Annotated in this window: 19 protein-coding genes and 1 pseudogene; 9 read left to right on the forward strand and 11 right to left on the reverse strand. The window is 41.8% G+C overall.

Annotated elements, in window-relative coordinates; all coding sequences use genetic code 11:
- Positions 1 to 34: 34 nt before the first annotated feature.
- On the forward strand, positions 35 to 844 hold the full coding sequence (locus A9Z07_RS06140) for a PhzF family phenazine biosynthesis protein (RefSeq protein WP_069577641.1): 810 nt from the start codon (positions 35 to 37) through the stop codon (positions 842 to 844).
- A 221-nt stretch (positions 845 to 1,065) separates the two neighbouring features.
- Here A9Z07_RS06140 and A9Z07_RS06145 read toward each other — a convergent pair whose 3' ends face one another.
- A complete protein-coding gene (locus tag A9Z07_RS06145; RefSeq protein ID WP_069577642.1) occupies positions 1,066 to 1,962 on the reverse strand; it encodes a LysR family transcriptional regulator in 897 nt (298 codons plus the stop codon).
- 93 nt (positions 1,963 to 2,055) lie between these two features.
- On the opposite strand from A9Z07_RS06145, the gene A9Z07_RS18095 reads away from it, so the two are divergent.
- On the forward strand, positions 2,056 to 2,184 hold the full coding sequence (locus tag A9Z07_RS18095; protein WP_264754277.1) for a hypothetical protein: 129 nt from the start codon (positions 2,056 to 2,058) through the stop codon (positions 2,182 to 2,184).
- Between the two features lie 264 nt (positions 2,185 to 2,448).
- Here A9Z07_RS18095 and A9Z07_RS06150 read toward each other — a convergent pair whose 3' ends face one another.
- On the reverse strand, positions 2,449 to 3,342 hold the full coding sequence (locus A9Z07_RS06150; RefSeq protein ID WP_047429945.1) for a LysR family transcriptional regulator: 894 nt from the start codon (positions 3,340 to 3,342) through the stop codon (positions 2,449 to 2,451).
- 94 nt (positions 3,343 to 3,436) lie between these two features.
- Between A9Z07_RS06150 and A9Z07_RS06155 the strand changes: the two genes are divergently transcribed.
- A complete protein-coding gene (locus A9Z07_RS06155) occupies positions 3,437 to 3,889 on the forward strand; it encodes a PACE efflux transporter (RefSeq protein WP_069577643.1) in 453 nt (150 codons plus the stop codon).
- A gap of 65 nt (positions 3,890 to 3,954) precedes the next feature.
- Here the strand turns inward: A9Z07_RS06155 and phoR are convergent, their stop codons facing one another.
- From phoR to A9Z07_RS06170, 3 genes are all read right to left on the reverse strand, one after another.
- Positions 3,955 to 5,313, reverse strand: a complete 1,359-nt coding sequence (phoR, locus tag A9Z07_RS06160; protein WP_004776329.1) for a phosphate regulon sensor histidine kinase PhoR — start codon at positions 5,311 to 5,313, stop codon at positions 3,955 to 3,957.
- A 9-nt stretch (positions 5,314 to 5,322) separates the two neighbouring features.
- Positions 5,323 to 6,033 (reverse strand): phosphate regulon transcriptional regulator PhoB, encoded by a 711-nt coding sequence (gene phoB / locus A9Z07_RS06165; protein WP_004776327.1) that lies wholly within the window; start codon positions 6,031 to 6,033, stop codon positions 5,323 to 5,325.
- A gap of 251 nt (positions 6,034 to 6,284) precedes the next feature.
- On the reverse strand, positions 6,285 to 6,962 hold the full coding sequence (locus tag A9Z07_RS06170) for a TetR/AcrR family transcriptional regulator (protein ID WP_004776325.1): 678 nt from the start codon (positions 6,960 to 6,962) through the stop codon (positions 6,285 to 6,287).
- A 313-nt stretch (positions 6,963 to 7,275) separates the two neighbouring features.
- Between A9Z07_RS06170 and A9Z07_RS06175 the strand changes: the two genes are divergently transcribed.
- On the forward strand, positions 7,276 to 8,103 hold the full coding sequence (locus A9Z07_RS06175) for an SDR family NAD(P)-dependent oxidoreductase (protein WP_004776323.1): 828 nt from the start codon (positions 7,276 to 7,278) through the stop codon (positions 8,101 to 8,103).
- A gap of 440 nt (positions 8,104 to 8,543) precedes the next feature.
- Here the strand turns inward: A9Z07_RS06175 and A9Z07_RS06180 are convergent, their stop codons facing one another.
- The 5 genes from A9Z07_RS06180 to A9Z07_RS06200 all read right to left on the reverse strand — a co-directional run bounded on the left by A9Z07_RS06180 (position 8,544) and on the right by A9Z07_RS06200 (position 13,870).
- Positions 8,544 to 9,911, reverse strand: coding sequence for an MATE family efflux transporter (locus tag A9Z07_RS06180; protein WP_069577644.1), 1,368 nt, complete (start codon positions 9,909 to 9,911; stop codon positions 8,544 to 8,546).
- 99 nt (positions 9,912 to 10,010) lie between these two features.
- Positions 10,011 to 11,165 (reverse strand): pyridoxal phosphate-dependent aminotransferase, encoded by a 1,155-nt coding sequence (locus A9Z07_RS06185; RefSeq protein WP_069577645.1) that lies wholly within the window; start codon positions 11,163 to 11,165, stop codon positions 10,011 to 10,013.
- Between the two features lie 246 nt (positions 11,166 to 11,411).
- Positions 11,412 to 12,719 carry a DUF445 domain-containing protein gene (locus A9Z07_RS06190; protein WP_069577646.1) on the reverse strand — a complete coding sequence of 436 codons (1,308 nt, stop codon included), beginning with the start codon at positions 12,717 to 12,719 and terminating at the stop codon, positions 11,412 to 11,414.
- Between the two features lie 17 nt (positions 12,720 to 12,736).
- Positions 12,737 to 13,294, reverse strand: a complete 558-nt coding sequence (locus A9Z07_RS06195; RefSeq protein WP_069577647.1) for a CC0125/CC1285 family lipoprotein — start codon at positions 13,292 to 13,294, stop codon at positions 12,737 to 12,739.
- A gap of 36 nt (positions 13,295 to 13,330) precedes the next feature.
- Positions 13,331 to 13,870, reverse strand: coding sequence for a DUF924 family protein (locus A9Z07_RS06200; protein ID WP_069577648.1), 540 nt, complete (start codon positions 13,868 to 13,870; stop codon positions 13,331 to 13,333).
- 269 nt (positions 13,871 to 14,139) lie between these two features.
- On the opposite strand from A9Z07_RS06200, the gene gshA reads away from it, so the two are divergent.
- The 3 genes and pseudogenes from gshA (at position 14,140) to A9Z07_RS06215 (ending at position 17,053) form a co-directional block, all read left to right on the forward strand.
- Positions 14,140 to 15,717: a glutamate--cysteine ligase gene (gene gshA, locus A9Z07_RS06205; protein ID WP_069577649.1), complete on the forward strand. Its 1,578-nt coding sequence runs from the start codon at positions 14,140 to 14,142 to the stop codon at positions 15,715 to 15,717.
- Positions 15,718 to 15,771: 54 nt separating this feature from the next.
- Entirely contained in the window at positions 15,772 to 16,278 is a 507-nt protein-coding gene (locus tag A9Z07_RS06210; protein ID WP_005260220.1) for a disulfide bond formation protein B, read from the forward strand.
- 234 nt (positions 16,279 to 16,512) lie between these two features.
- Positions 16,513 to 17,053, forward strand: a pseudogene (locus A9Z07_RS06215) (hypothetical protein).
- A gap of 48 nt (positions 17,054 to 17,101) precedes the next feature.
- On the opposite strand, the gene A9Z07_RS06220 reads toward A9Z07_RS06215, so the two are convergent.
- Positions 17,102 to 18,448 (reverse strand): hypothetical protein, encoded by a 1,347-nt coding sequence (locus A9Z07_RS06220; RefSeq protein ID WP_069577650.1) that lies wholly within the window; start codon positions 18,446 to 18,448, stop codon positions 17,102 to 17,104.
- Between the two features lie 261 nt (positions 18,449 to 18,709).
- On the opposite strand from A9Z07_RS06220, the gene A9Z07_RS06225 reads away from it, so the two are divergent.
- Both A9Z07_RS06225 and parE read left to right on the forward strand, forming a co-directional pair.
- Positions 18,710 to 19,300: a YqiA/YcfP family alpha/beta fold hydrolase gene (locus A9Z07_RS06225; RefSeq protein WP_069577651.1), complete on the forward strand. Its 591-nt coding sequence runs from the start codon at positions 18,710 to 18,712 to the stop codon at positions 19,298 to 19,300.
- A 14-nt stretch (positions 19,301 to 19,314) separates the two neighbouring features.
- Entirely contained in the window at positions 19,315 to 21,198 is a 1,884-nt protein-coding gene (parE, locus tag A9Z07_RS06230; RefSeq protein WP_047429965.1) for a DNA topoisomerase IV subunit B, read from the forward strand.
- Positions 21,199 to 21,380: the final 182 nt, after the last annotated feature.

Here is a 21,380-nt window from a genome sequence, read left to right on the forward strand (position 1 = left end):
AGTATCTTATTGGAAAAATTTATAGTTGTTTAGAATGAAAATTTATCAAGTTGATGCATTTAGTGATCAGTTGTTTAAAGGAAATCCTGCTGCGGTTGTTCTTTTGGAAGAGTGGCTGGATGAATGTTTAATGCAGAATATAGCATTAGAAAATAATTTATCTGAGACCAGTTTTGCTAGGAAAATTGATGATCAAAACTATGAAATTAAATGGTTTTCACCGATACAAGAAGTGCAGTTTTGTGGTTATGGCACGTTAGCAACCAGTTTTATTATTTTTAAAAATCAACCTGAAATTGAATCGTTGGTATTTCATGTGGCGAACTTGGGTGAGTTTTTCATCACTCGCGGTGCAAATGGCAGGATCAAAATGAACTTTCCTGTACAGATCCCAAGTCGAATGGAACAGATTCCTCAAGCATTAAAAGAGAGCTTGTCCCAAGACATTGCTGAGGTATATGTCAATCCACAGGCTTATATCGTGATCTATCAAAATACAGAGGCTGTTTTAAATGAATACCCTAATTTTGATTTAATCAAAACTCTGGGTGGGCGACGTGTTGCAATTACTGCTTTAAATGATGCCACAGAGGGAAAAATGAGTGGGTTTGATATCGTTTCCCGTTATTTCACGCCTTCTATGGGAATAGATGAGGATCCTGTAACAGGTTCGTTGCATACCTCGTTAATACCACTTTGGCAGTCGCGACTTAAAAAGGAAGATATTATTGCCTATCAAGCATCAAAACGAGGTGGAGTACTGTATTGCAAGTTACTTGAGAATGACCGCATAGAGATCGCGGGAGAGTGTCACTTATATCTAGAAGGTGAAATTTTCATTTAATGAATAACATAAAAACCATGTACGCTTTTGCTTACATCCACTAACGGCAATGTCCCATTTTCAACCTAAACCAAATTGCCTAATATGAACTCATCAGGAACAGGAAGTTCCAAAACATAAAACAAGAATGATAAGTTTGAGCATCAGGACGTGAGGTACGACAGGAGTTGCACCTAGTAACGAAATACGAAAAAGCCCGACAGGATGTCGGGCTTTTTTATTTATTGTGAACTGTAATAAGCATGGATCGCATCAGCACAGCTATTCACGATCAGATCATTGTCCTTTCTCCAAATCAGTTTGACCTCACTCAACGTATTTTCATCTTGAATTGGGATAAGCCTGACATTACTTGGCAGGATCACTTTAAATTCTTCAGGCACGATACAAATTCCAAAGCCATTAGCAACCAGCTCAAGTTGAGATCTTTTTCTTGAATAAATTCTGCTTCGTTTTGGCGAAAATCCATTGACCAGACATAAATTAGCAGCCAAATAACTTAAGCCCCCACGCGCTTTATGCGGCACAGAAACAAAATGCAATGACGCTAATTCCCGTATCGAAATCCGTTCTTTTTCACCTAAAAATGGGTCTGCAATATGGGCAGCGACATACAAGGGCGCAGAATATAAACTGATAGCATTCACGTCATTCAGGTTGTGGTAAATCGGTGGTCGGATAAAACCCAGATCAATACTGCCATTCAATAAATATTCCAGTTGTAACTCGGATGATAAGGTATTCATCTCAATATCAATGTTATGGGTATCACAGAGCTGCTCGAAGATTTCGAGTTTATTCTGGTCAAGTACGATACTGCTGGAATGGGCAATTTTAATAATTCTACCTTCACCTCGACTGATACTTTGGGCGCTAACAATTGAACTTTTTAAATGATCAATATTGATTTTTAAACTTTTATACAGTGCTTCTCCTGCAGTGGTCAGTTTAATTTTTTTCTCGGACCGATCAAAAATTTCAAAGCCTAGTTCTTCTTCTAAATTTTTAATTTGCCTGCTGAGGGCGGATTGGGCAATAAACAGCTTTTCTGAGGCGGCAATGAAACCGCCCGTTTCTACAATCGTGATTAGATAATTAAATTGTTTTAATGTCCACATATCTCAAAATTAGATCAGTGCTGGTTTTTTCTATATTAGATGAGATGGGAAAAATCTTATACCTTTTTCATAGATGCTTGAATGAGGTAGAAAATGATGAGAATGAAAAAGCAGATTTTGACCTTAGTTGCCTTTGTGATGATTTGTCTATTGGCGCAGAGTTATGACAGCTATATGGGGATGCAGGTGATATCGCAGCAGGCTGATTTAGCTGGCGATTAGAGAAATGCTCGTATTATCTTTTATATTATGACTAATTAGAAAAATGAGATGAGGGCATGCTGATGTACGTTTTTGCTTACACTGATTAGAGGAAATGTCCCATTTTCAACCTAGGTTGAATTGCCTAATATGAACACATCAGGAACAGGAAGTTCCAGAACATAAAACAAAAATGATAAGTTCAGGCATCAGGACGTGAGGTATGACAGGAGTTGTACCTAGTGAAAGGAATACGAAAAAGCCCGACAGGATGTCGGGCTTTTTTTATTCGATATTGATTTCTTTTGTCCAGAGTTCGATGAGCATCTGAGTCGTTTGACTTAAAGGTTTGTGGCTCGGCCAGATTGCATGGATCGGCATATCCAGTCGATTGGTGGTGTCACGAAATTCCAGTCGAATCAAACTGCCTTTTGCAAAATGCTCTTGCACGATCGAGAGCGGAAAATTGCCCCATCCGAAACCTTGTTCCACCATATTAATCGCCATAAATAAACTATCGGTATACCAGCAGGAATCAGAAACCAGAACGCGACTATCTGGAAGGGGATAGTGTTTGCTTGCCACAATAATCTGTCTGAGTTCAGAGAGCATGGTGAGTTCATTTTTATTATTATCCTTAAGCTGTTGTGCATCTTTCGGGGAAACCGCCGCGACAAATTTTTCAGTTCCGAGCAGTCGGAATCGTTCATTCAGGTCGAGTTCGGATGAGCTATAGGCAATATAAAGATCAATTTCATTTTGATGTAAACGTGCTTTTAATTCTTGTTGGGGCGCACTGACCATTTCAATATCCAGAAGTGGGTAACGTTGCATCAGACGCTCAATACCAGCCAAGAGCAGCTTCTGGTTGATGTCCGCAGCGATCCCAATCGCAATACGGGTTTCCAGTCCTGTTGAAAGTTCAGTTAAATGCATTTCTAGCTGGCGCAATTTAGTCACAATCAATCGGGCATGGGGTTCGATGGACAAAGCAATTTCAGTGGGAGCAAGATGGTTTTTACTGCGTTCAAATAATTTTAAATTTAATTCTGCCTCTAAATTGGCAATCGCCATACTGACTGCGGAAGGAACCCGATTCAGTGCTCGGGCAGCCGCCGAAAAATTACCACGATCAATAATTTCAAGAATCAGTTCAAGTTGTTCACTGGTCAATTTCATTTTAATTTACTTGTCAGCTGTGCTGATAACGATTGACTTTTTTTATCAAAATTAAAGCGTAAAATCCACTCATTATTTATTTCAAGGTGTTGTAATGCAAGGAACCAAGAGAAGAGTCACCTACGTCTTTTTCTATGAAGTTTTTAGCTTTTTTATCTGTGCAATGGTGCTGGCAGTACTTTCAGGTACCACCATTAGCCATACAGGGCCTTTGTCGATTTTAATTGCGGTCATTGCCGTAACAGTGAACTTTTTTTATAACTACGTGTTTGAGATGTGGGAAAAAACTCAAACGTCGAAAAAGCGTACCGTGTTGAGACGTGTTGCGCATGCGATTGGATTCCAGATTGTGCTGGTCATGATTTTGATTCCATTGATCGCATGGTGGATGCAAATCAGTTTAGTCAAAGCATTCTTGCTGGACTTCAGTTTGATGGTGCTGATTCCATGTTATACCTTTGTTTATAATTACTTTTTTGACCATATCTTTGGCTTGCCAAGTCATTTGGTCGAGCCGACAGAGCTCAATGCGAAAGCAAGTAGTTGATTGGAATGATCCAGAATTTAAAAAGCCGATCGAGAAGGATCGGCTTTTTTATTGAAGTTAAACATTTACAGCATTCGATAAAGACGTTCTTTGGGGAAGATCGCGGTAAAGGTTGAGCCTTCATTTTCTTTAGAGGTGATCTCTAGATGTGCGCCATGTTGCATGAGTACATGTTTTACAATGGCAAGTCCTAAACCTGTACCACCAGTTTGACGGCTACGCGCGCTATCAACGCGATAGAAGCGTTCAGTCAGGCGTGGTAAATGTTTTGGATCAATCCCGATACCGTTGTCCTGTACCGTAAAAGAGGCATGGTCACCTGCTTCATGCCAACCAATGGTAATGATGCCACCAGGCGGCGTATATTTAATTGCATTGGTAATTAAATTACTGAAAGCACTGGCAATTTCAATATCTGAGCCAATTAGGTCGCAATGGCTATCAATATCCAAATTTAAAGTATGACCATAATCAAGATTGTAAGCACGCGCATCATCAAAGATCTGGTTCATTAGATTTGCCATATCAATAATCTGATTTTTTGCGACTTTCTTATTATTTTCTAAATTTGATAACAACAATAAATCATTGACCAAGGCATTCATACGTTTGGTCTGGGACTGCATTTGCGTAAAAGCACGTTTCCAGCGCGGCGTAATGTCATCTTGATCGGTAAAGGTTTCGATATAACCACTGAGTACGGTCAGCGGTGTACGCAATTCATGTGAAATATTATCGACAAAGTCTTTACGCATTTGTTCCAGATTATGGACGCGCGTGGTGTCATGTGCGACCAATAAACGACTTTCTCCCCCAAAACGGGTGAGTTTGACGTGCACATAACGCTCTTCTTCCATCTGCGCTTGCAGACGAATCCCATCAGGGGATTGATCTGGGTTGTTAAAATATTCAATGAAACTTGGCTGACGTAAAATCGACAATAAGTTACGTCCGCGGTCGAGGGGACTAATACCCAATAGCTTTTCGGCTGCGGGGTTCCACCATTCGATTTGATGTTGGTCATCAATCAGAACCACGGCTTCTGCCAGAGCAACCAGAGAAGACTGGGCTCGGTCAATGAGACCAACCATTTCCGCTTGAACGATGCGTTCCTGACGTTGTGCACGATAAACATTGAACAGTAATGCACCCCAGATCCCGTTTAAGTTGGGCGGGACATCATAGGGGCGGTTTGAAATCCATTCATTGACCAGATAAAGCGAGCGGAGCTGCAGGGCGAAAAACACCACAAAAGCAATAAAAATACAGCTCCAAAAGTATCCAACCCCAAATCCAATTAAGCTTGCAATCAATAAGAAAAAAAGTAACAGTCTTAAATCTTGTTTTGCAAACGTCCATAAACTGCTGTAGCGAAAACGCTGGTGTTCACGTGCCAGTTCAGGGACGGGATAAGGTTCATACATAAAAGATTTTTAACCTACTGCTAAATCTGCTCGTGTCGAGAAGCGATAACCTGTGCCACGAACCGTTTGGACAAAGCGGTCAACACCAAAAGGTTCTAACACTTTGCGTAAACGACGGATGTGCACGTCAATGGTACGGTCTTCGATATAGACATTGCCACCCCACACTTGATCAAGTAACTGGGCGCGTGTATAAGCGCGTTCCGGGTGAGTCATAAAGAAGGCCAGTAAACGATATTCTGTTGGCCCCATATCTAAAATACTATTGCCAAAGCTAACACGCTGACTGACAGGATCCAGCAATAAGCCATTGGCATCAATCACTTTTTCACCGCTCAGTGCGTTGGCACGACGTAATACCGCCTTGATACGGGAAACCAGTTCACGTGTCGAGAAGGGTTTGGTCATGTAATCATCTGCACCTGCGTCAAGACCTTGAACTTTATGGTCTTCTTCACCGCGTGCAGTGAGCATGATTACAGGAATTTCAGACAGGTTCTCGTCGCGTTTAAGGCGACGGCATAAGTCTACACCACTCACACCACCTGGTAACATCCAATCCAGCAAGATAAGTGCAGGACGCTGATCAACGATAATCTGATGCGCTTGTTTGGCATCCTCAGCTTGTAAACATTGGAAGCCTGCCATATCCAAAGAGGTATGGATCATTTCGCGGATCGGTAACTCATCATCGACAATTAAAATATAGTCATCTTTCACAGCGCAATACCCTTAAATTCCGTAACGGTTTAACCGTTTTGTTGTTATGACAGGCTTATTACAAAGATTAATTATGACAATATCATTGCAAAAGAGGGAATAAAGTCGAATTTAGCAATAAATTGTGACAATTGTGGGGCAGCGCAATGACCAAATGATGACAACTTGCCTAGGTATAAAGCAAGTAAATTCATTGAGTTAATCAATTTGTCATGGAAGTGCTTTTCATGTCACAAAACTGTAAAACGATTTTAATTTTTTTGAGATGTTGTTTCGATAAAGGACAAAAACACAGCACAACAAGCTGAAAGCACATCTGCAAGCGGCTGTTTAAAGCCTTCTGAGACCCATCGAATAATAATATGGGTCACATAACCATTTAAGCCCGTTGCCATTAAAGACACTTCTTCGGTGCTTTGCGGCGCATTGGGCATGGTAATCATCACAAAGCCTTGAATAATACGGTCAAACTGAGTCAAGGTTTCCTGAATCGTGGCTTGATTATGCAGGTCCTGAACCAGCATGGCATCGATATAGATAATCCGTGCCATACGCGGATCATCTTTAATGGCGTTCAGGAGTGCTGATAAGCCTGCATTCACCATATTTTTAGGTTCAGGTGCTGCCATGAGTACAGCCTGAGTCAGACAGGTTTGCATTTTTTCGATCATTTTTAGAAACACAGTCTGAAAAAGATCTTCACTTTTCTTAAATGATTCATAAAAGTAGCGTTCAGTCAGCTTGGCTTCATTGCAGACATCTTTAACGGTCACCGAGAAAAAGCCATGTGTACCGTAAGTCGCAATACCCGCTTCAATCAGTTTTTCACGACGTGCTTCTTTGCGCTCAGTTAAAGAAAGACCCTTGAATTGTCGCTCTTTCACTGCTGTCTTTTTTTTCTTGTCTGTCGCTTGCTCTTGAGTTGCCATTGAAAAACCGTTCCCTAAAATTCTCTAAATCGTATATTTCGTGCTTTTTTACATTGCTGCCATGTGCTGTTGATCTAGCATAACTAAATTTTGAAAATATGCCTTGTCTCTTTTAAACATCTTCGATCAAGAATGTAAATAGGCCTATTATGACATGTTAGGTGTCGGTTATTGCCATTTGTCTTAAAGCTTGAGTGTACTATATTGACAACCTGTATTGTCAAAATTATATTGGTTACAGGTTAAACAGCACATGACAACGCATGATTGGGGCGAATATTGTGCATATCATTCGCAACACAAAGGATAGGCAATGAAAAATTTTAAAAATAAAGTCGCAGCGATCACGGGTGCTGGTTCTGGGATTGGACAACAACTGGCGATCTTGTTAGCGAAACAAGGCTGTCATTTATCGTTAAGTGATATCAATGAAAAAGGTTTGGCACAAACCGTTGAATTATTGAAGCAATACCCTGTAACAGTGACGACGAAAGTACTTGATGTGTCAAACCGTGATGCGGTGAAACAGTGGGCGCAAGAGACGGTACAGGATCATGGTTCGGTTAATATGATCTTCAATAACGCAGGTGTAGCACTTGGCTCAACCGTGGAAGGTGCAAGCTATGAAGATTTGGAATGGATCGTAGGCATCAATTTCTGGGGTGTGGTGTATGGCACTAAAGAATTCCTGCCATTTATCAAACAAACCAAAGATGGTCATATCATCAATATTTCAAGTATCTTTGGTTTAACTTCGCAGCCAACCCAATCTGCATATAATGCAACCAAATTCGCAGTACGTGGTTTCACTGAATCATTACGTCAGGAGTTGGATATTGAGAAGGGCGGTGTCAGCTCTCTTTGTGTACACCCAGGCGGGATTCGTACCAATATTGCCAAAGCAGCGAAAATGAATGACAGCTTGAAGAGTTTGGGTATGGATCCGAGCAAATCAATCAAGCAATTTGATAAGTTCCTGCGTACGCCGCCAGAAGAAGCTGCACGTCAAATTCTGAATGCAGTGCAGAAGGATAAACGCCGTCTGTTAATTGGTACAGATGCACGTATTGTGGATTCTTTCCAGCGTTTATTCCCAACGGGTTATCAACGCATTGCAGCCTTTGCAACCAAGATGATGTAAGTCATTACAGCATGAAAAAAGCCATTCTATTTGAATGGCTTTTTTATTTGTGTCAGAACAAGCAGATATTAAACAATCTGAGTTCGGTTTGACTACCCTCTAAGCTATTGAAAATAATTAGCTTGGTGGAGTCTTACAATGTCCTCATCCAATTTTAGGATCAGCCACTACGTCTTGCACTTCAGTTGAAATATATTTCAACTTTGTTCAGGCTCGCTCTACTTTTGTTTTGGTATGAGGAGCGAATGCTCCGTAAGGGCAAAACCTGAGGGGCGAATAGCGAAGATTAATAATCTTTGCCGTACCACAAGGTGAAAGCTATGCTTGAATAACAAACTACGCACAGTGTTTATCTTGCGCTTCACCAAAGCTTTAGTCGCTTTGGCTTGCTCAGGTTGTAGATGACGTTTCCAAGTACCATATTCAGCCTCGAACTCAGGTTAAATCAGGACTTTGATTTTTGATTTCTTCCAGAAGAATTGATAATAAAAGCCTTGGAAGATGCACAGACTCACGAAGGACAGCGCATAGGCAATCCAGATACCCGTTAAGCCCCACAATGAACTAAACCAATAGGCACACGGTACTTCGATCAGGATAATGGTAAAAATATTGATCAGCATCGGGATATTGACTGTACCGCTGGCACGCATGATCGAGGCAAAAATTGCACTGGCGCCAAAAAATAAAATTGACCACAACACAATAAAGAGTAGTTGTTGTCCCAAAACAATTACGCTGTGATCGGTAATAAACAGCGCCATTAAATATTTTGAGAATAAATAGGCCAGAACAATCAATGTTCCCGTAAACAAGAAATTCATGCCCAAAGCGGTACGGGTCACTTTGGCCAATAAATCAGGTTTACCTGCACCAATCGCTTGAGCAGCAAAAATCGAGGCCGCAATCGAAATCGACAAGGCTGGAAATTGAATATAGTTCAGTACCTGATTCACGGCACCATAGGCAGCGGTGGCATGCGCGCCGTAATGGTTAATGAGACCGATAATCACCAGCCCCGCCAGTGACGTCGTGACCATCTGAATGCCTGTTGGAATACCGAGTTTTAGAATTAATTTACTGAGCTCGGAATCGTGGCGGATATGTTGCAACAATTGGCGATCTATCTTTAATGGATGATTTTTATGGTTCAGATAAACGGCTAAGAAAATCAGCACAAAGGCATAGCCCATAATGGTTGCAATCGCGGGCGCGACAATTCCCAATGCAGGGAAACCCAAATAACCTTTCAGTAAAACTGGCGTTACGGCTAGACCAATCAGGCTGGTCAGACTTAAGGCAATCAGAGGCGTGACGCTATCCCCGACACCGCGAAGAATCGAGGTATAAATAATATAAACGAACAGCAGCGGACTACCGACCAGCATCCATTGCACATAAGGCAAGGAGAGATGCATCACCTTTGGATCTGTACCCAATAATTCCAGAATATGCTTGGCAAATACTAGACCGAGCACCGCGATAATGCATCCGCCGATCATGGTCATAAATAAGGTTGAACCAATTACACAGCGGACTTTTTCAAGGTTTTGTGCGCCCCAGGCCTGTCCCACCAGTACGGTTGTCCCAGCAGAAATACCGATCACGAAGGCAAGCAAAAAGAACAGGATCGGGAAGAATACGGAAACAGCCGCAATCGCATCTACGCCCATCATTTGACCGACAAAGATGGTATTAATCGTTCCCGACAGGTTTTGTAAAATATTGGTGGCAATCAAAGGTACCAGAAACACAAAAAATGTTTTCCAGAGATTCGGTTGCATCACCAGAGGTTGACGTGGAGTCATTCAGTTTCCTTCACCCTTCATCCTGAAGCGTATCTATTTTTTCAACATACCATCATAAGCGATGCTGGGAACTTTATCGTTCGGTTTATTTTTTGTTGATCAACACTGTAGGAGGATTTCACCTGCACGTTGTAGTGTCTGATCAGTCTTGGCGAAGCAGAATCGTATCAAGCGCAGTGATTCTGGCGCTTGTCGGTAAAATACTGAAATGGGAATCGCCACGATTTTGTGTTGCTCCGCAAGGAACTGGCACATCTCAACATCATTTAGATCTGGACGAATGTTGCTGTAATCCAGATTCTGGAAATAGGTGCCTTGGGAAGGTAGGAATTGAAAGCGTGAATCTTGAATGTGTGTATTAAACAGATCGCGTTTTGCCTGATAAAAATGAGGTAGCTCTTGAATATGTTCAGGGTGCTGTTGCATGTAATGGGCAAGGGCTAACTGGCAAGGGGTATTGCCACAGAAATTGGCAAACTGATAGATCTGGCGGAACAAACGCATCAGCTGCGGAGAGGCAACACAATAACCTGTTTTCCAGCCTGTGACATGGTAGGTTTTACCGAAAGAACCAATCACAAAACTGCGTTCGCGTAATTCAGGAAATTGCAGTGCGCTAAAGTGCTTTTGTCCATCAAATACCAGATGTTCATAGACTTCATCTGATAGCACCACAATATTTTTATCTTGAATTAGTTCAATCAGTTGTCGCCAGTCTTGTTCTGACCAGATTGCACCCGTTGGGTTATGCGGCGTATTCACAATAATCATGCGGGTTTTCGCATTGATACGGTCTTTGACTTTTTGCCAATCCACTTGAAAAGAGGGTGCTTCCAAGTTGATATGAATGGATTTTCCACCAGCCAGTTGAACTGCTGGGGCGTAGCTGTCATAGCTGGGATCAAAAATAATCACTTCATCATCTGCATGGATGCAGGCTTGAATGGCGCAAAAGATCGCGATGGTTGCGCCTGAAGTGATGGTGATTTCAGTGGCAGGATCAAGTTGTATTTGATCGCGTTGTAAAAATTGTGTGGCCAGTTGTTCTCGTAAAGCCAGTACACCATCACCTGCTGGATATTGGTTATGGCCTGAGAGCGTCGCTTGGCTAAGCGCTTCAAGTAATGCTGGTGGAGCTGGGAAATCGGGAAAGCCTTGTGACAGGTTGAGGGCATTGAGGCGGTGTGCGAGTTCAGTCATTACGCTAAAGATGGTAACGCCTTGGCTTGGGAGTTTTGACTGAAGTTGCAACATCGGATGTCCTTTTTAATATCTAATTTCTTTTTTACGATGACTCTGCACAGCCTCATAGGCTGTGAGAAATTATATGTAATTTGCATAGGCATGTTTTACTTTTCAAGGATGAAAAGTAACAAAAATCCTTTGTAGTGCTGACGGCCCATCCTTGAGGCCGCAGCACTACGGGCGGCATCCATGCCGCCGTCACGATAGTTGATCCCAACTTAAATTGAGCTAGAGAACTTTACGATTTGATTTAATTTACAAAACATTTTCCACAATAGCACGTATAACACCGAGTGCTAAACCGATAAAAGCCCCGACAATCACGCCGTTAACACGGATCATATGCAAATCACCGCCAACCTCGCTTTCGATTTTGGCAATCATTTCACGTGAATCCCACTCATGGATGCGTTCACTGATATAGCGAATGATTTTGTCGCTGTATTGCTCACTGAAATTGGTCGCTAAGCCGATCATTTTTTCATTTAACACATGACGTACTTTTTCATTTTGAATCAGGCTTTCACCTAGTTGCTGTATCGCCGCCTGTAAGTTAGTCGCAATTCCTGAATCTTCCTGCATTAAATCGGTCTTAATCGCATCACATAGAATCGCGACTGCACCACTGATAAAGTTCAATACTTGCGGACTATCCAGCAACGCATCTTTGCCACGATTTAAACGTTGGCTGGCTTCGCTTTCGGTATCTGCCAGTTCCAGCATCAGATTATGTGTGGTTGTTTCAATATCCTGACGCCATGGATGATCAGGATTGGCTAGCATCGACTCAACTTTTTCTATCAGCGAGTCAATGGTACGTTGCTGGACGTCAATCCCGATCCAGCTAGCGCCTTTGGCTAGTTTCCAGACACCAAGCTCTTGAAACAGTTTACGTGATAAATCGCGTGCTTCTTCAGGATGAGATACCATCCACTCATGTGCCAGATCCAGTCCGCGTTGTAATACATCCTGATGGAAATCATTTTCCAGCACCGCTCGTAGCATTTCACTAGCCAGCTTATTGACCTTGGTGCTTCTGACCCATTGCACACTGTTATTCTGGACAAAATGCGCAATTTGATCTTGGCTAACAAATTCAAAAATTCTTGGCACGGTGTGCTGAATCATCTGCACTACATGCTGATTATTCTTTGGATTGGCTAACCATTGTCCAACGGCCAAACTGATATCGGCATTTTGTAAACTGCGTTCGACAATTTGCGGTGACAGGAAGTTCTCCTGCACAAAACGTCCCATCGACTCGGCAATACGGGCTTTGTTACGTGGGATAATTTCGGTGTGGTCACGCAATAATTTGGGTAGAGGCATTTTGCCAAAGGGATTACGGAACAAGACCGTGACCGCATACCAATCGGCTAAGCCACCCACCACGCCTGCTTCTGCGCCCAGCATAAAGATATGGATGAGCCATTTATATTCAGGGAGAAAATGCGCCGCAACCATTAAAGCAATCCATGACACCACGGCAATAATCAGGGCCATGGTGGCGAAGTATTTACTTCTTTGTAGGCTAGGTACGTGGATTTCTTCGACTGAACTCATTGAGCCATCCTTTTAACTTACTTTTTATTTTGAGGTGGTGCAGGCGGCTGCAACACTTCTCCTGTTGGACTCAAACCGTATTTTGGCCCCAAAGATTGCAAAATCAGTTGCGCATCAAAGGCATCTGGCGATTGCTGCTGAGTCTTGAAACACTCGATAGTATACGACACTTGAATTGGATCAATATTGACCACTTGTGGGGTATCGTAGAATGGATCAGGCCAAAAGGCTGGGTGACGACGATAGTAACCATAAGGATAATACGATGGTGTCGGATAAATCACGGCCTGACGGGGTGTTTTATGACGGGCATTACTTGGATCATCCACCACACTAAAATAACGGAAACCATTTTTAACGGTGGTTTGCGCTGCCTTGAGCAAGGTAATTTCCTCTGCTGTACCATAACTCAAATTGTTATCCGCCTGAAAACCGACACGGTAAGTTTTGTTATTTAACGGATAAGCGGTGAATTGACCGAGCTGGTCAAATGTTCTGGGTTTGGAAGGAACCGTTGCACATCCTGCAAATGTCAGTGCGACAAGGAGCGGTGTGCATATTAATAAAGATTTCATATGCTTTTCCTATGTTCAGTGCCGAGGGAGATCGACTTAAAAGCTACTATTCGGTTGTGTTAAAAATTCCAGTTCTTCTGGTGTCGAGTCACGCCCTAAAATTTTATTTCGATGTGGATAACGTCCAAAGCGATCAATAATCACTTTATGCTTTTTCTCGAAATTTAAATTAATTTCATTGCCTAAGCGCTGGAATAATTTTAATGCAAATTCGTGGATGTGTTTGGATTCGCTATGCATAAAGGGCATATATAAAAATGAGCGCTGATCAGGACTGAGTTGAGCATCTAATTGTAGGCTAATCGCTTCTTGTGACAGTGCCAAGGCCAGACTGTCGTAAGCAAAGGCCTGTGCCTGATCTCGATATAAGTTTCGGGAGAACTGGTCAAGTACAATAATTTCAGCTAAACGGCCTTCAGGGGTTTTGCGCCATGACCAAAGTTCCGCCTGAGCTGCCTGATGATGAATCTCTTGAAATGACTCGCGAATTTTTGCATCAAAATCATCGCTTTTGGCAAACCAGAGTGAGCGGTGGTCAGGGTCAAACCAAAAATTCAGAATGTCTTGCGCTTGCATGGGCGAGCCTCCTCTAGAAGATTTATTTTTCAATAAAATCACAATTTCAGCGTGTCTTATGTAACAAGATTGTGATAAAAATTGCCAAACTAAACAGGGATTTCTGTCACAAGCATTTATGAAATGTTAACAGAGCCTAGATGACTAGATCATAATTGTCGTTATAATTGGCTGAGTCGAAGGGATTGGCATTGTCATGATGTCTGTATGGTCGACGAAGTCGCTACCTTTTATGTGGTCGGCTGATCTTGAATAAGCGAGCCTATAATATGAATCAACCCAGCACACTTACTTCCTCTGTGATACCAACTTGGGTAGATGCATCGCTATTAAAAGGGATGTTACGCGGGATTGAGCGTGAAAGTTTACGTATGCAAAGTAATGGATTTTTATCACAAAAAAATCATCCAAAAGCTTTGGGTTCGGCACTGACACATCCACATATCACCACCGATTATTCAGAAGCCTTGATGGAGTTTATTACCACTCCTCAAACGACGATTGCCGCAGCTTTAAATGAATTAAGTGACATTCATAGTGTCGTGCATCAGCAATTGGAAGAAGGCGAACGACTGTGGCCTTTATCCATGCCTTGTATGTTGGACGATAACGAAGAAAATATTAAACTAGCTCAATATGGTTCTTCCAATATCGGTCGTTTTAAAACGCTTTACCGCCGTGGCTTGGGGGTGCGTTATGGTCGCCGTATGCAGACCATTTCAGGGGTTCACTATAATTTATCTTTCCCTGACCAGTTATTTATTGCCTTACAGCAGCATGAGCAAGATGAACAATTAAAACAGCTCAGCCTGCAAGATTATCGTAGTCATCGCTATTTTGGTTTGATTCGGAATTTTATCCGCTTAATTCCTCTGGTCATGTATATGTTAGGCGCGAGCCCATCGGTATGTCGCTGTTTCCTGACTGGTCGTGAACATCATTTGCAGCCTTTGGTAAAAGGAACTTTATATTTACCAGAAGCGACCGCCTTGCGGATGGGACGCTTGGGTTATCAGAACTCGGCACAGAAAGAACTGGGTATTCACTACAATGACCTGCATGATTATCTGGATGGATTACAGAAAGCCGTGCATACCCCTTATCCTGCATTTACCGATTTAGGTTTAAATGATGAGCAGGGTGAGCCAATTCAGATCAATGATCATGTGCTCCAGATCGAAAATGAATACTATAGTCTGGTTCGTCCAAAACAGGTGCCTCAAGCAGGTGAAACACCATCTCAGGCATTGAAAAACCGTGGTGTTGGATATGTAGAATTGCGTGCAGTCGATGTGAACCCATATAGCGCGATTGGTATTGACGAGATTTCGGCTGGTTTTCTGGAAAGTTTAGCGCTCTATTGTTTATTGAATGACAGTCCAGATCTATTTGCGGAAGAGCAGGAACAGATTGATCGTAATCAACTTGAAGTGGTCAATCGTGGTCGTGCAGGAGATGCACAGATTGAAGAAGGCTCAAACTCGATTGCGTTAAAAGACTGGGCACAACGTCATTTAAATGCAATTCAAGGTTGCGCGATTTTATTAGATCAAATGGAAGATACGCATCTTTATCAGGATGCGATCCAGATTATGCAGCAGCGTTTGGACCATGTTGAAGAAACACTTTCAGCCCATGTGATTGCAGATACCTTACAACATGGTGGAACCTGGAACTTTGGTAGTGTGATGGCGCAGCAACACGTCGATCACTATGACCAGCATCCACTGAGTGAAGAAACCAAACAATACTTTGCGCAATTAGCGCAAACTTCATTGCAAAAACAGGCGCAACTTGAACAAGATAACGACATGAGTTTTGAACAATATCTTGCACAATATCGCTAGGGCCTGTTGAACGAGCAACAGGTCAACAGACCCTAATATTTTAGAGGATTTCCCATGCGTTGGAATTACCGCTTAGTGAGTGCGTTGTTGGTACTGACGAGCATCATTGGTATCTCATTTGCGTTGTATTTAGAACATGTGCAAGGTTTGGATCCTTGCCCGCTTTGCATTTTCCAGCGCCTTGGCTTGATTGGAATGGGATTAATTGCACTGGTTGCATTTATTCATAACCCTGTTTCAAGTGGATTCAAACGTTTTTATGCATTCTTGGCGACCTTATCGATTGGCTGGTCGGTTGGCGTGGCGGCACGTCATGTCTGGTTGCAAAGTTTACCGCCAGATAAAGTGCCAAGCTGTGGTCCGGGTCTGGATTATCTAGTTGATGCCTTACCAATGAAAACTGTACTGCAAGAAGTACTTTCGGGTTCGGGCGAATGTGCGGTGGTGGACTGGACTTTCTTGGGACAATCACTACCAGTGTGGTCTTTATTATATTTCAGCTTGATTTTATTGATCTGCTTATGGCAGCTATTTAGAAATTATAGTGTGGTTAAAAAATAACAGACAACTATTTAGTTTCCCTAAAACCCGAAATATAGGATTTATATTTCGGGTTTTTTTAAATTTAATTAAACTAGTATTATTGCAGAGAGAGCTATAGAAGTTAGGGGGTTTATCTAAATGAGTTTCATTTTGGCAATAACTCTTAGATGAAATTTTTGACGTGATTATAAGGTATAATAATCTTTATATAATTTTAAATCAGGATTTATGTATTTTAAGGTAATATGAGTCATGAAAATTAAAAAGATAATTATGGGATTAAGTTTATTATTAACCACAGGTTATGTATATGCAGAAAGAATGGCACAGTGCAAGAAATATTGGAATGAAGTTGCTGTACAAGTAAAAGTTTTAGAAGATACGGAATGTCCTAGTATCTGGGGAAAATAGCTTTAATAAAGATAATAAAAAATTAGTAAAAGAACTTGGTTTTAATTTAAAAGATAAAAACTGGATGTCTACAGGAACATGTAATCATATTTTATATAAAAATAAGATTTATTATATTTACTGGTCTTATCTGAAGCATAATCGGAAAGATCTTATTATGATTTATAATGATAATAATTCATTCGCATATTCCAGAGAAATAGATCGTGCAAAGCTTAAAAAAGAAGACTTTAGAGTAGAAGACTCAGTAGATGTAAATTTATCTTGTGCAAAGTCAGGGAATGATCGCAATATTGTATCTGCGCTTAATGGATATTTATTTCAAGAAACATTAATCCGGAATATTTTTAAATATAGAGTTTACGATCAATTCAAAGAATAAAATCTTTCATTAATAAATAAGCCCAGCTATAAAGCCGGGCTTATCTATTTAAGTTTCAACAATCCCTTCTAAATCATCAAAGGTATAATTGTTCGGTACATTGATCATATGTGTCTGTACCCCAGCTTCCACTTTTTCTCTCGCATCAGGATATAACCAACGCGTAATCTGCTCGGCGACACTGGAGTGATACTGAATTTCAAAATGGTTCAGTCCATAAAAAACCGCTTTATGTGTGTCTGGTAGCTTAAGTTGAAAACGAGGATTTGGATGTTCACCCAAGGCACTTTTGACACTGACCAAATAATCACCAATCACAGAGAGCGCTTTATTACGAAGCTTCTCGAATTCTAAAGTTCCTGCAATCAGGAAAGTATTAATATGTGATGGGAGTGGTGCGGGCTTACGATTGTCATCTGCAAAACCAATACGTGCATCATTATGTTCCCAGTCATCATCACGAACGCTGCCGTGGCGCAGATCTAAGATGCCGTTACTGCGTACATTGACCAACTGACCAATCAGACTGATAAATGGAAATGCACCAAGTTTATCCTGTAAGACAAAGCCAAAACGTTCCAGTACTGCACCATGATGTGGCGAGCCAATACAGACGAGGTTCTCGACCATATGTACCCATTGATATAGATTCTGCTTGCCATAAAACAGGGCACTGCGAGAAACCAGTCCACCCATACTGTGTCCAATCAGGTCGATACTGGTAATACGTGGATTACGCTGGACCAGATCTTCTAAGGTGTTGGCAAAACTACGACCATTGGCTGAAATCCGACGCCCTGTGTTGTAGTTCAGATACAACATGGTGTTGTTATCACGTTGAGCTAGCAGACGTTCACCAATCCCGCCATAACGATGGTTAGACCAAGTTAGATGGTTCATACATAAACCATGTGTCAGGATCACGACACGACCTGTCAGTTCTCCTTGCTGCAAAGACCCATAGTGGTCGTAAAGCACCATCGGCAATGCCATTGGATTATGTTGCTTTAAAAAGAAATCACCGAAAATGCCGTTCAGCGCACCCACTGCAAAATGTAATGTCGGCGTTAGTGGCTTGTCATGTAGAATAGGGAATTTGGCGATAATGCGACGTAAATTAGGGGCAAGAAAATGACTGCCGTATTTTTGTAGGGCCACATAGGAAAACTGGTAGAACTTTTGCAGTTGCGGGTGTTTTTGTAATTTCTTGGCTTTTTGTGCACTTAAACCGAGCGTTGTCCGTAATACCTCAGTTTGTACTAGTTGCACCAATTCGTGCACCCCGCTTAAGCTGGTACTGACGAGCTGGGCCAAACCCTCCAGAACATCTGCCTGACTCGGGGGCGTACGATCCCACTTGCAGTAGGTTTCATGCAGAGGTGTTAAACTTGGCATATTGATTTCCCCATCCTTGATATATACCGAAGGTTTGAAGTGATTCACGTTATACTATTTAGATAAACTACAACAAACGCTTACATCTTAAATCTTTCATAAGTAGTTTTTTTAGAATACTGATGAACGGAGTGCAGTATCGTTTTTTATGTCCGACAATATTGAGCTTATCTGTATTTAATATTGTTATTTGCATAACGATTAAGCAAAATAATGTGATTTATTTCACTATAAGTCAAGCCACTGTCTCTTTTGGTGCATATGCAAATTATTTATTTACATGGTTTTCGAAGTAGCCCGATGTCGATAAAAGGGCAATTATTGCAACAATATTGTGCAGGACTCGATCATGTTCAGGTGCATTTACCTGATTTAAATCGGACACCTGATCAGGTACTTGCACAGCTTTCTCAGCTTATCGAAAGTTTACCACGTGATAAAGTAGTTTTGGTGGGAAGCAGTCTCGGTGGCTTTTATACGACATACTTTGTCGCAAAGTATGGCTGTCCTGCTGTACTGATTAATCCTGCTATGCAACCATGGCAATTATTTCAAGATTTATTCGGTATTGAACAAATCCCGCTCAAAGTCACTGAATCATGGACACTTGATACAGATCAATTGCAGCAATTACAATCGATTGCTGACACGAAGTTAAAGCATGCTGATAAAATTCTCGTGCTTTTGCAACAAGGCGATGAAGTCTTGGATTATCGTCAGGCTCAACGCTATTATAGTGCAGTTCATCCATCCTCATTGATTTTAACTGACGCTGGTGGTAATCATGCAATGGATGATTTTGAAGAAAAATTACCTTTAGTACTCGAATTTTTATCGGCAGCCCTCCAATAAGGAAGTCAGACCAAGTGACACAATACACGGCACAATCCCTTGAAGTTCTTTCTGGTTTAGATCCTGTTCGTCGTCGACCAGGCATGTATACCGATACCTCGCGTCCAAACCATTTGGCGCAAGAGGTGATTGATAATGCAGTCGATGAAGCACTTGCAGGCCATGCCAACCAGATTTGTGTGACCGTATATGAAGATGGTTCGTTGTCAGTTGAAGATAATGGACGCGGGATGCCGGTTGATATCCATCCTGAATATGGGCAAAGCGGTATCGAAATTATTCTGACCAAGTTACATGCCGGCGGTAAATTCAGTACCGACAACTATCAGTTCTCAGGTGGTTTGCATGGGGTCGGGATTTCGGTGGTCAATGCCTTATCGACCCGTGTTGAAGTTGCTGTCCAACGCCAAGGCAATCTCTATCAAATGGCCTTTGAACAAGGTGAGCCAGTTGCGCCATTAGCCGTTTTGGAAGGCAAGGTGGCAAAGCGTGCGACAGGGACAACCGTTCGTTTCTGGCCTGAAACAAAATATTTTGATAGTCCTAAATTTGCGCTGAAAGCCCTCAAACATAATTTAAAAGCCAAAGCTGTGTTAGCGGCAGGTTTAAAAATTATTTATGACGATAAAATCAATAAAGAAAAAATTGAATGGCAATTTGAAAATGGTCTGGTCGACTATTTAATGGATGAACTGCAAGATCGCGAAATTTTACCTGATCCTGCTTTTGTGAGTAGTGGGCAAGCGGATCGTGCAGCGTGTGAATTTGCGATTTGCTGGAACGTGGAAGGTGGCGAACAGATTCAGGAAAGTTATGTCAACCTGATTCCAACCGCACAAGGCGGAACGCATGTGAATGGCTTGCGTTCAGGTGTAACGGAAGCACTGCGTGAATTCTGTGAATTACGTAATTTATTGCCACGTAATATGAAACTGTCTGCGGAAGATGTTTGGGATGGTGTGAATTTCATTTTATCGTTGAAATTTCAGGAACCGCAATTCTCAGGACAAACCAAAGAACGTCTATCCAGCCGTGAAGCATCAAATATTGTGCTGAACATTGCCAAAGATGCATTTGCTTTATGGTTAAACCAGCATGCCGAGATTGCGACACAACTGGCTGAAATGGCGATTGCCAAAGCTGGACGTCGTCTCAAAGCGGCGAAAAAAGTAGAACGTAAGAAGATTGTTGCAGGTCCAGCCTTACCAGGAAAATTAGCCGATTGTGTCGGTTTAACCCGTGAAGACAGTGAACTGTTTATTGTGGAAGGTGACTCTGCGGGTGGCAGTGCCAAACAGGCACGCGACAAGAATTTCCAAGCGATTATGCCGATTCGTGGAAAAATCCTGAATACTTGGGAAGTATCTTCGGACGAAGTCTTAGCCTCTCAAGAAGTGCATGACATTGCCATTGCGATTGGTGTTGATCCGGGCAGTGATGATTTGTCTGAATTGCGCTATGGCAAAATTTGTATCCTTGCCGATGCGGACTCGGATGGTCTGCATATTGCGACTTTATTGTGCGCATTGTTCGTAAAGCATTTCCCGACACTGGTTGAGGAAGGTCATCTATTTGTGGCGATGCCACCGCTGTATCGTATTGATATTGGTAAGGATGTGTATTACGCCTTGGACGATGACGAACTTGAATCGATTTTGAAAAAGGTGAAGGGCAATAAAAATCCACAAATTACCCGATTCAAAGGTTTGGGTGAGATGAATGCCAGTCAGTTACGTGAAACGACCATGGATCCGAATACCCGTCGTTTGGTGCAACTGGATCTGGATGATGCGCATTTAACGGCTGGATTGCTGGATAAATTACTTGCGAAAAAGCGTTCAGCTGACCGTAAACACTGGTTAGAACAAAAAGGTAATTTAGCGGATATTAGCGTCTAAATTCCTGAAAAAATCTATAGATTAAAGCCAAGCCAATGCTTGGCTTTTTCTTTGTTTAAAGTATGGAGATTTTGGTTGAACAAATTTGCATCATTTTAGGTCAGGAGGTATTTTTTGTATGCAATGTTGTATACAAGATCAAAAAAATCATCAGTAAAATTTATTAAAACATAATAAAAACA

It is taken from the genome of Acinetobacter sp. YK3 (assembly GCF_001729365.1).
In the GTDB taxonomy this organism is placed as follows: Bacteria; Pseudomonadota; Gammaproteobacteria; order Pseudomonadales; family Moraxellaceae; genus Acinetobacter; species Acinetobacter vivianii.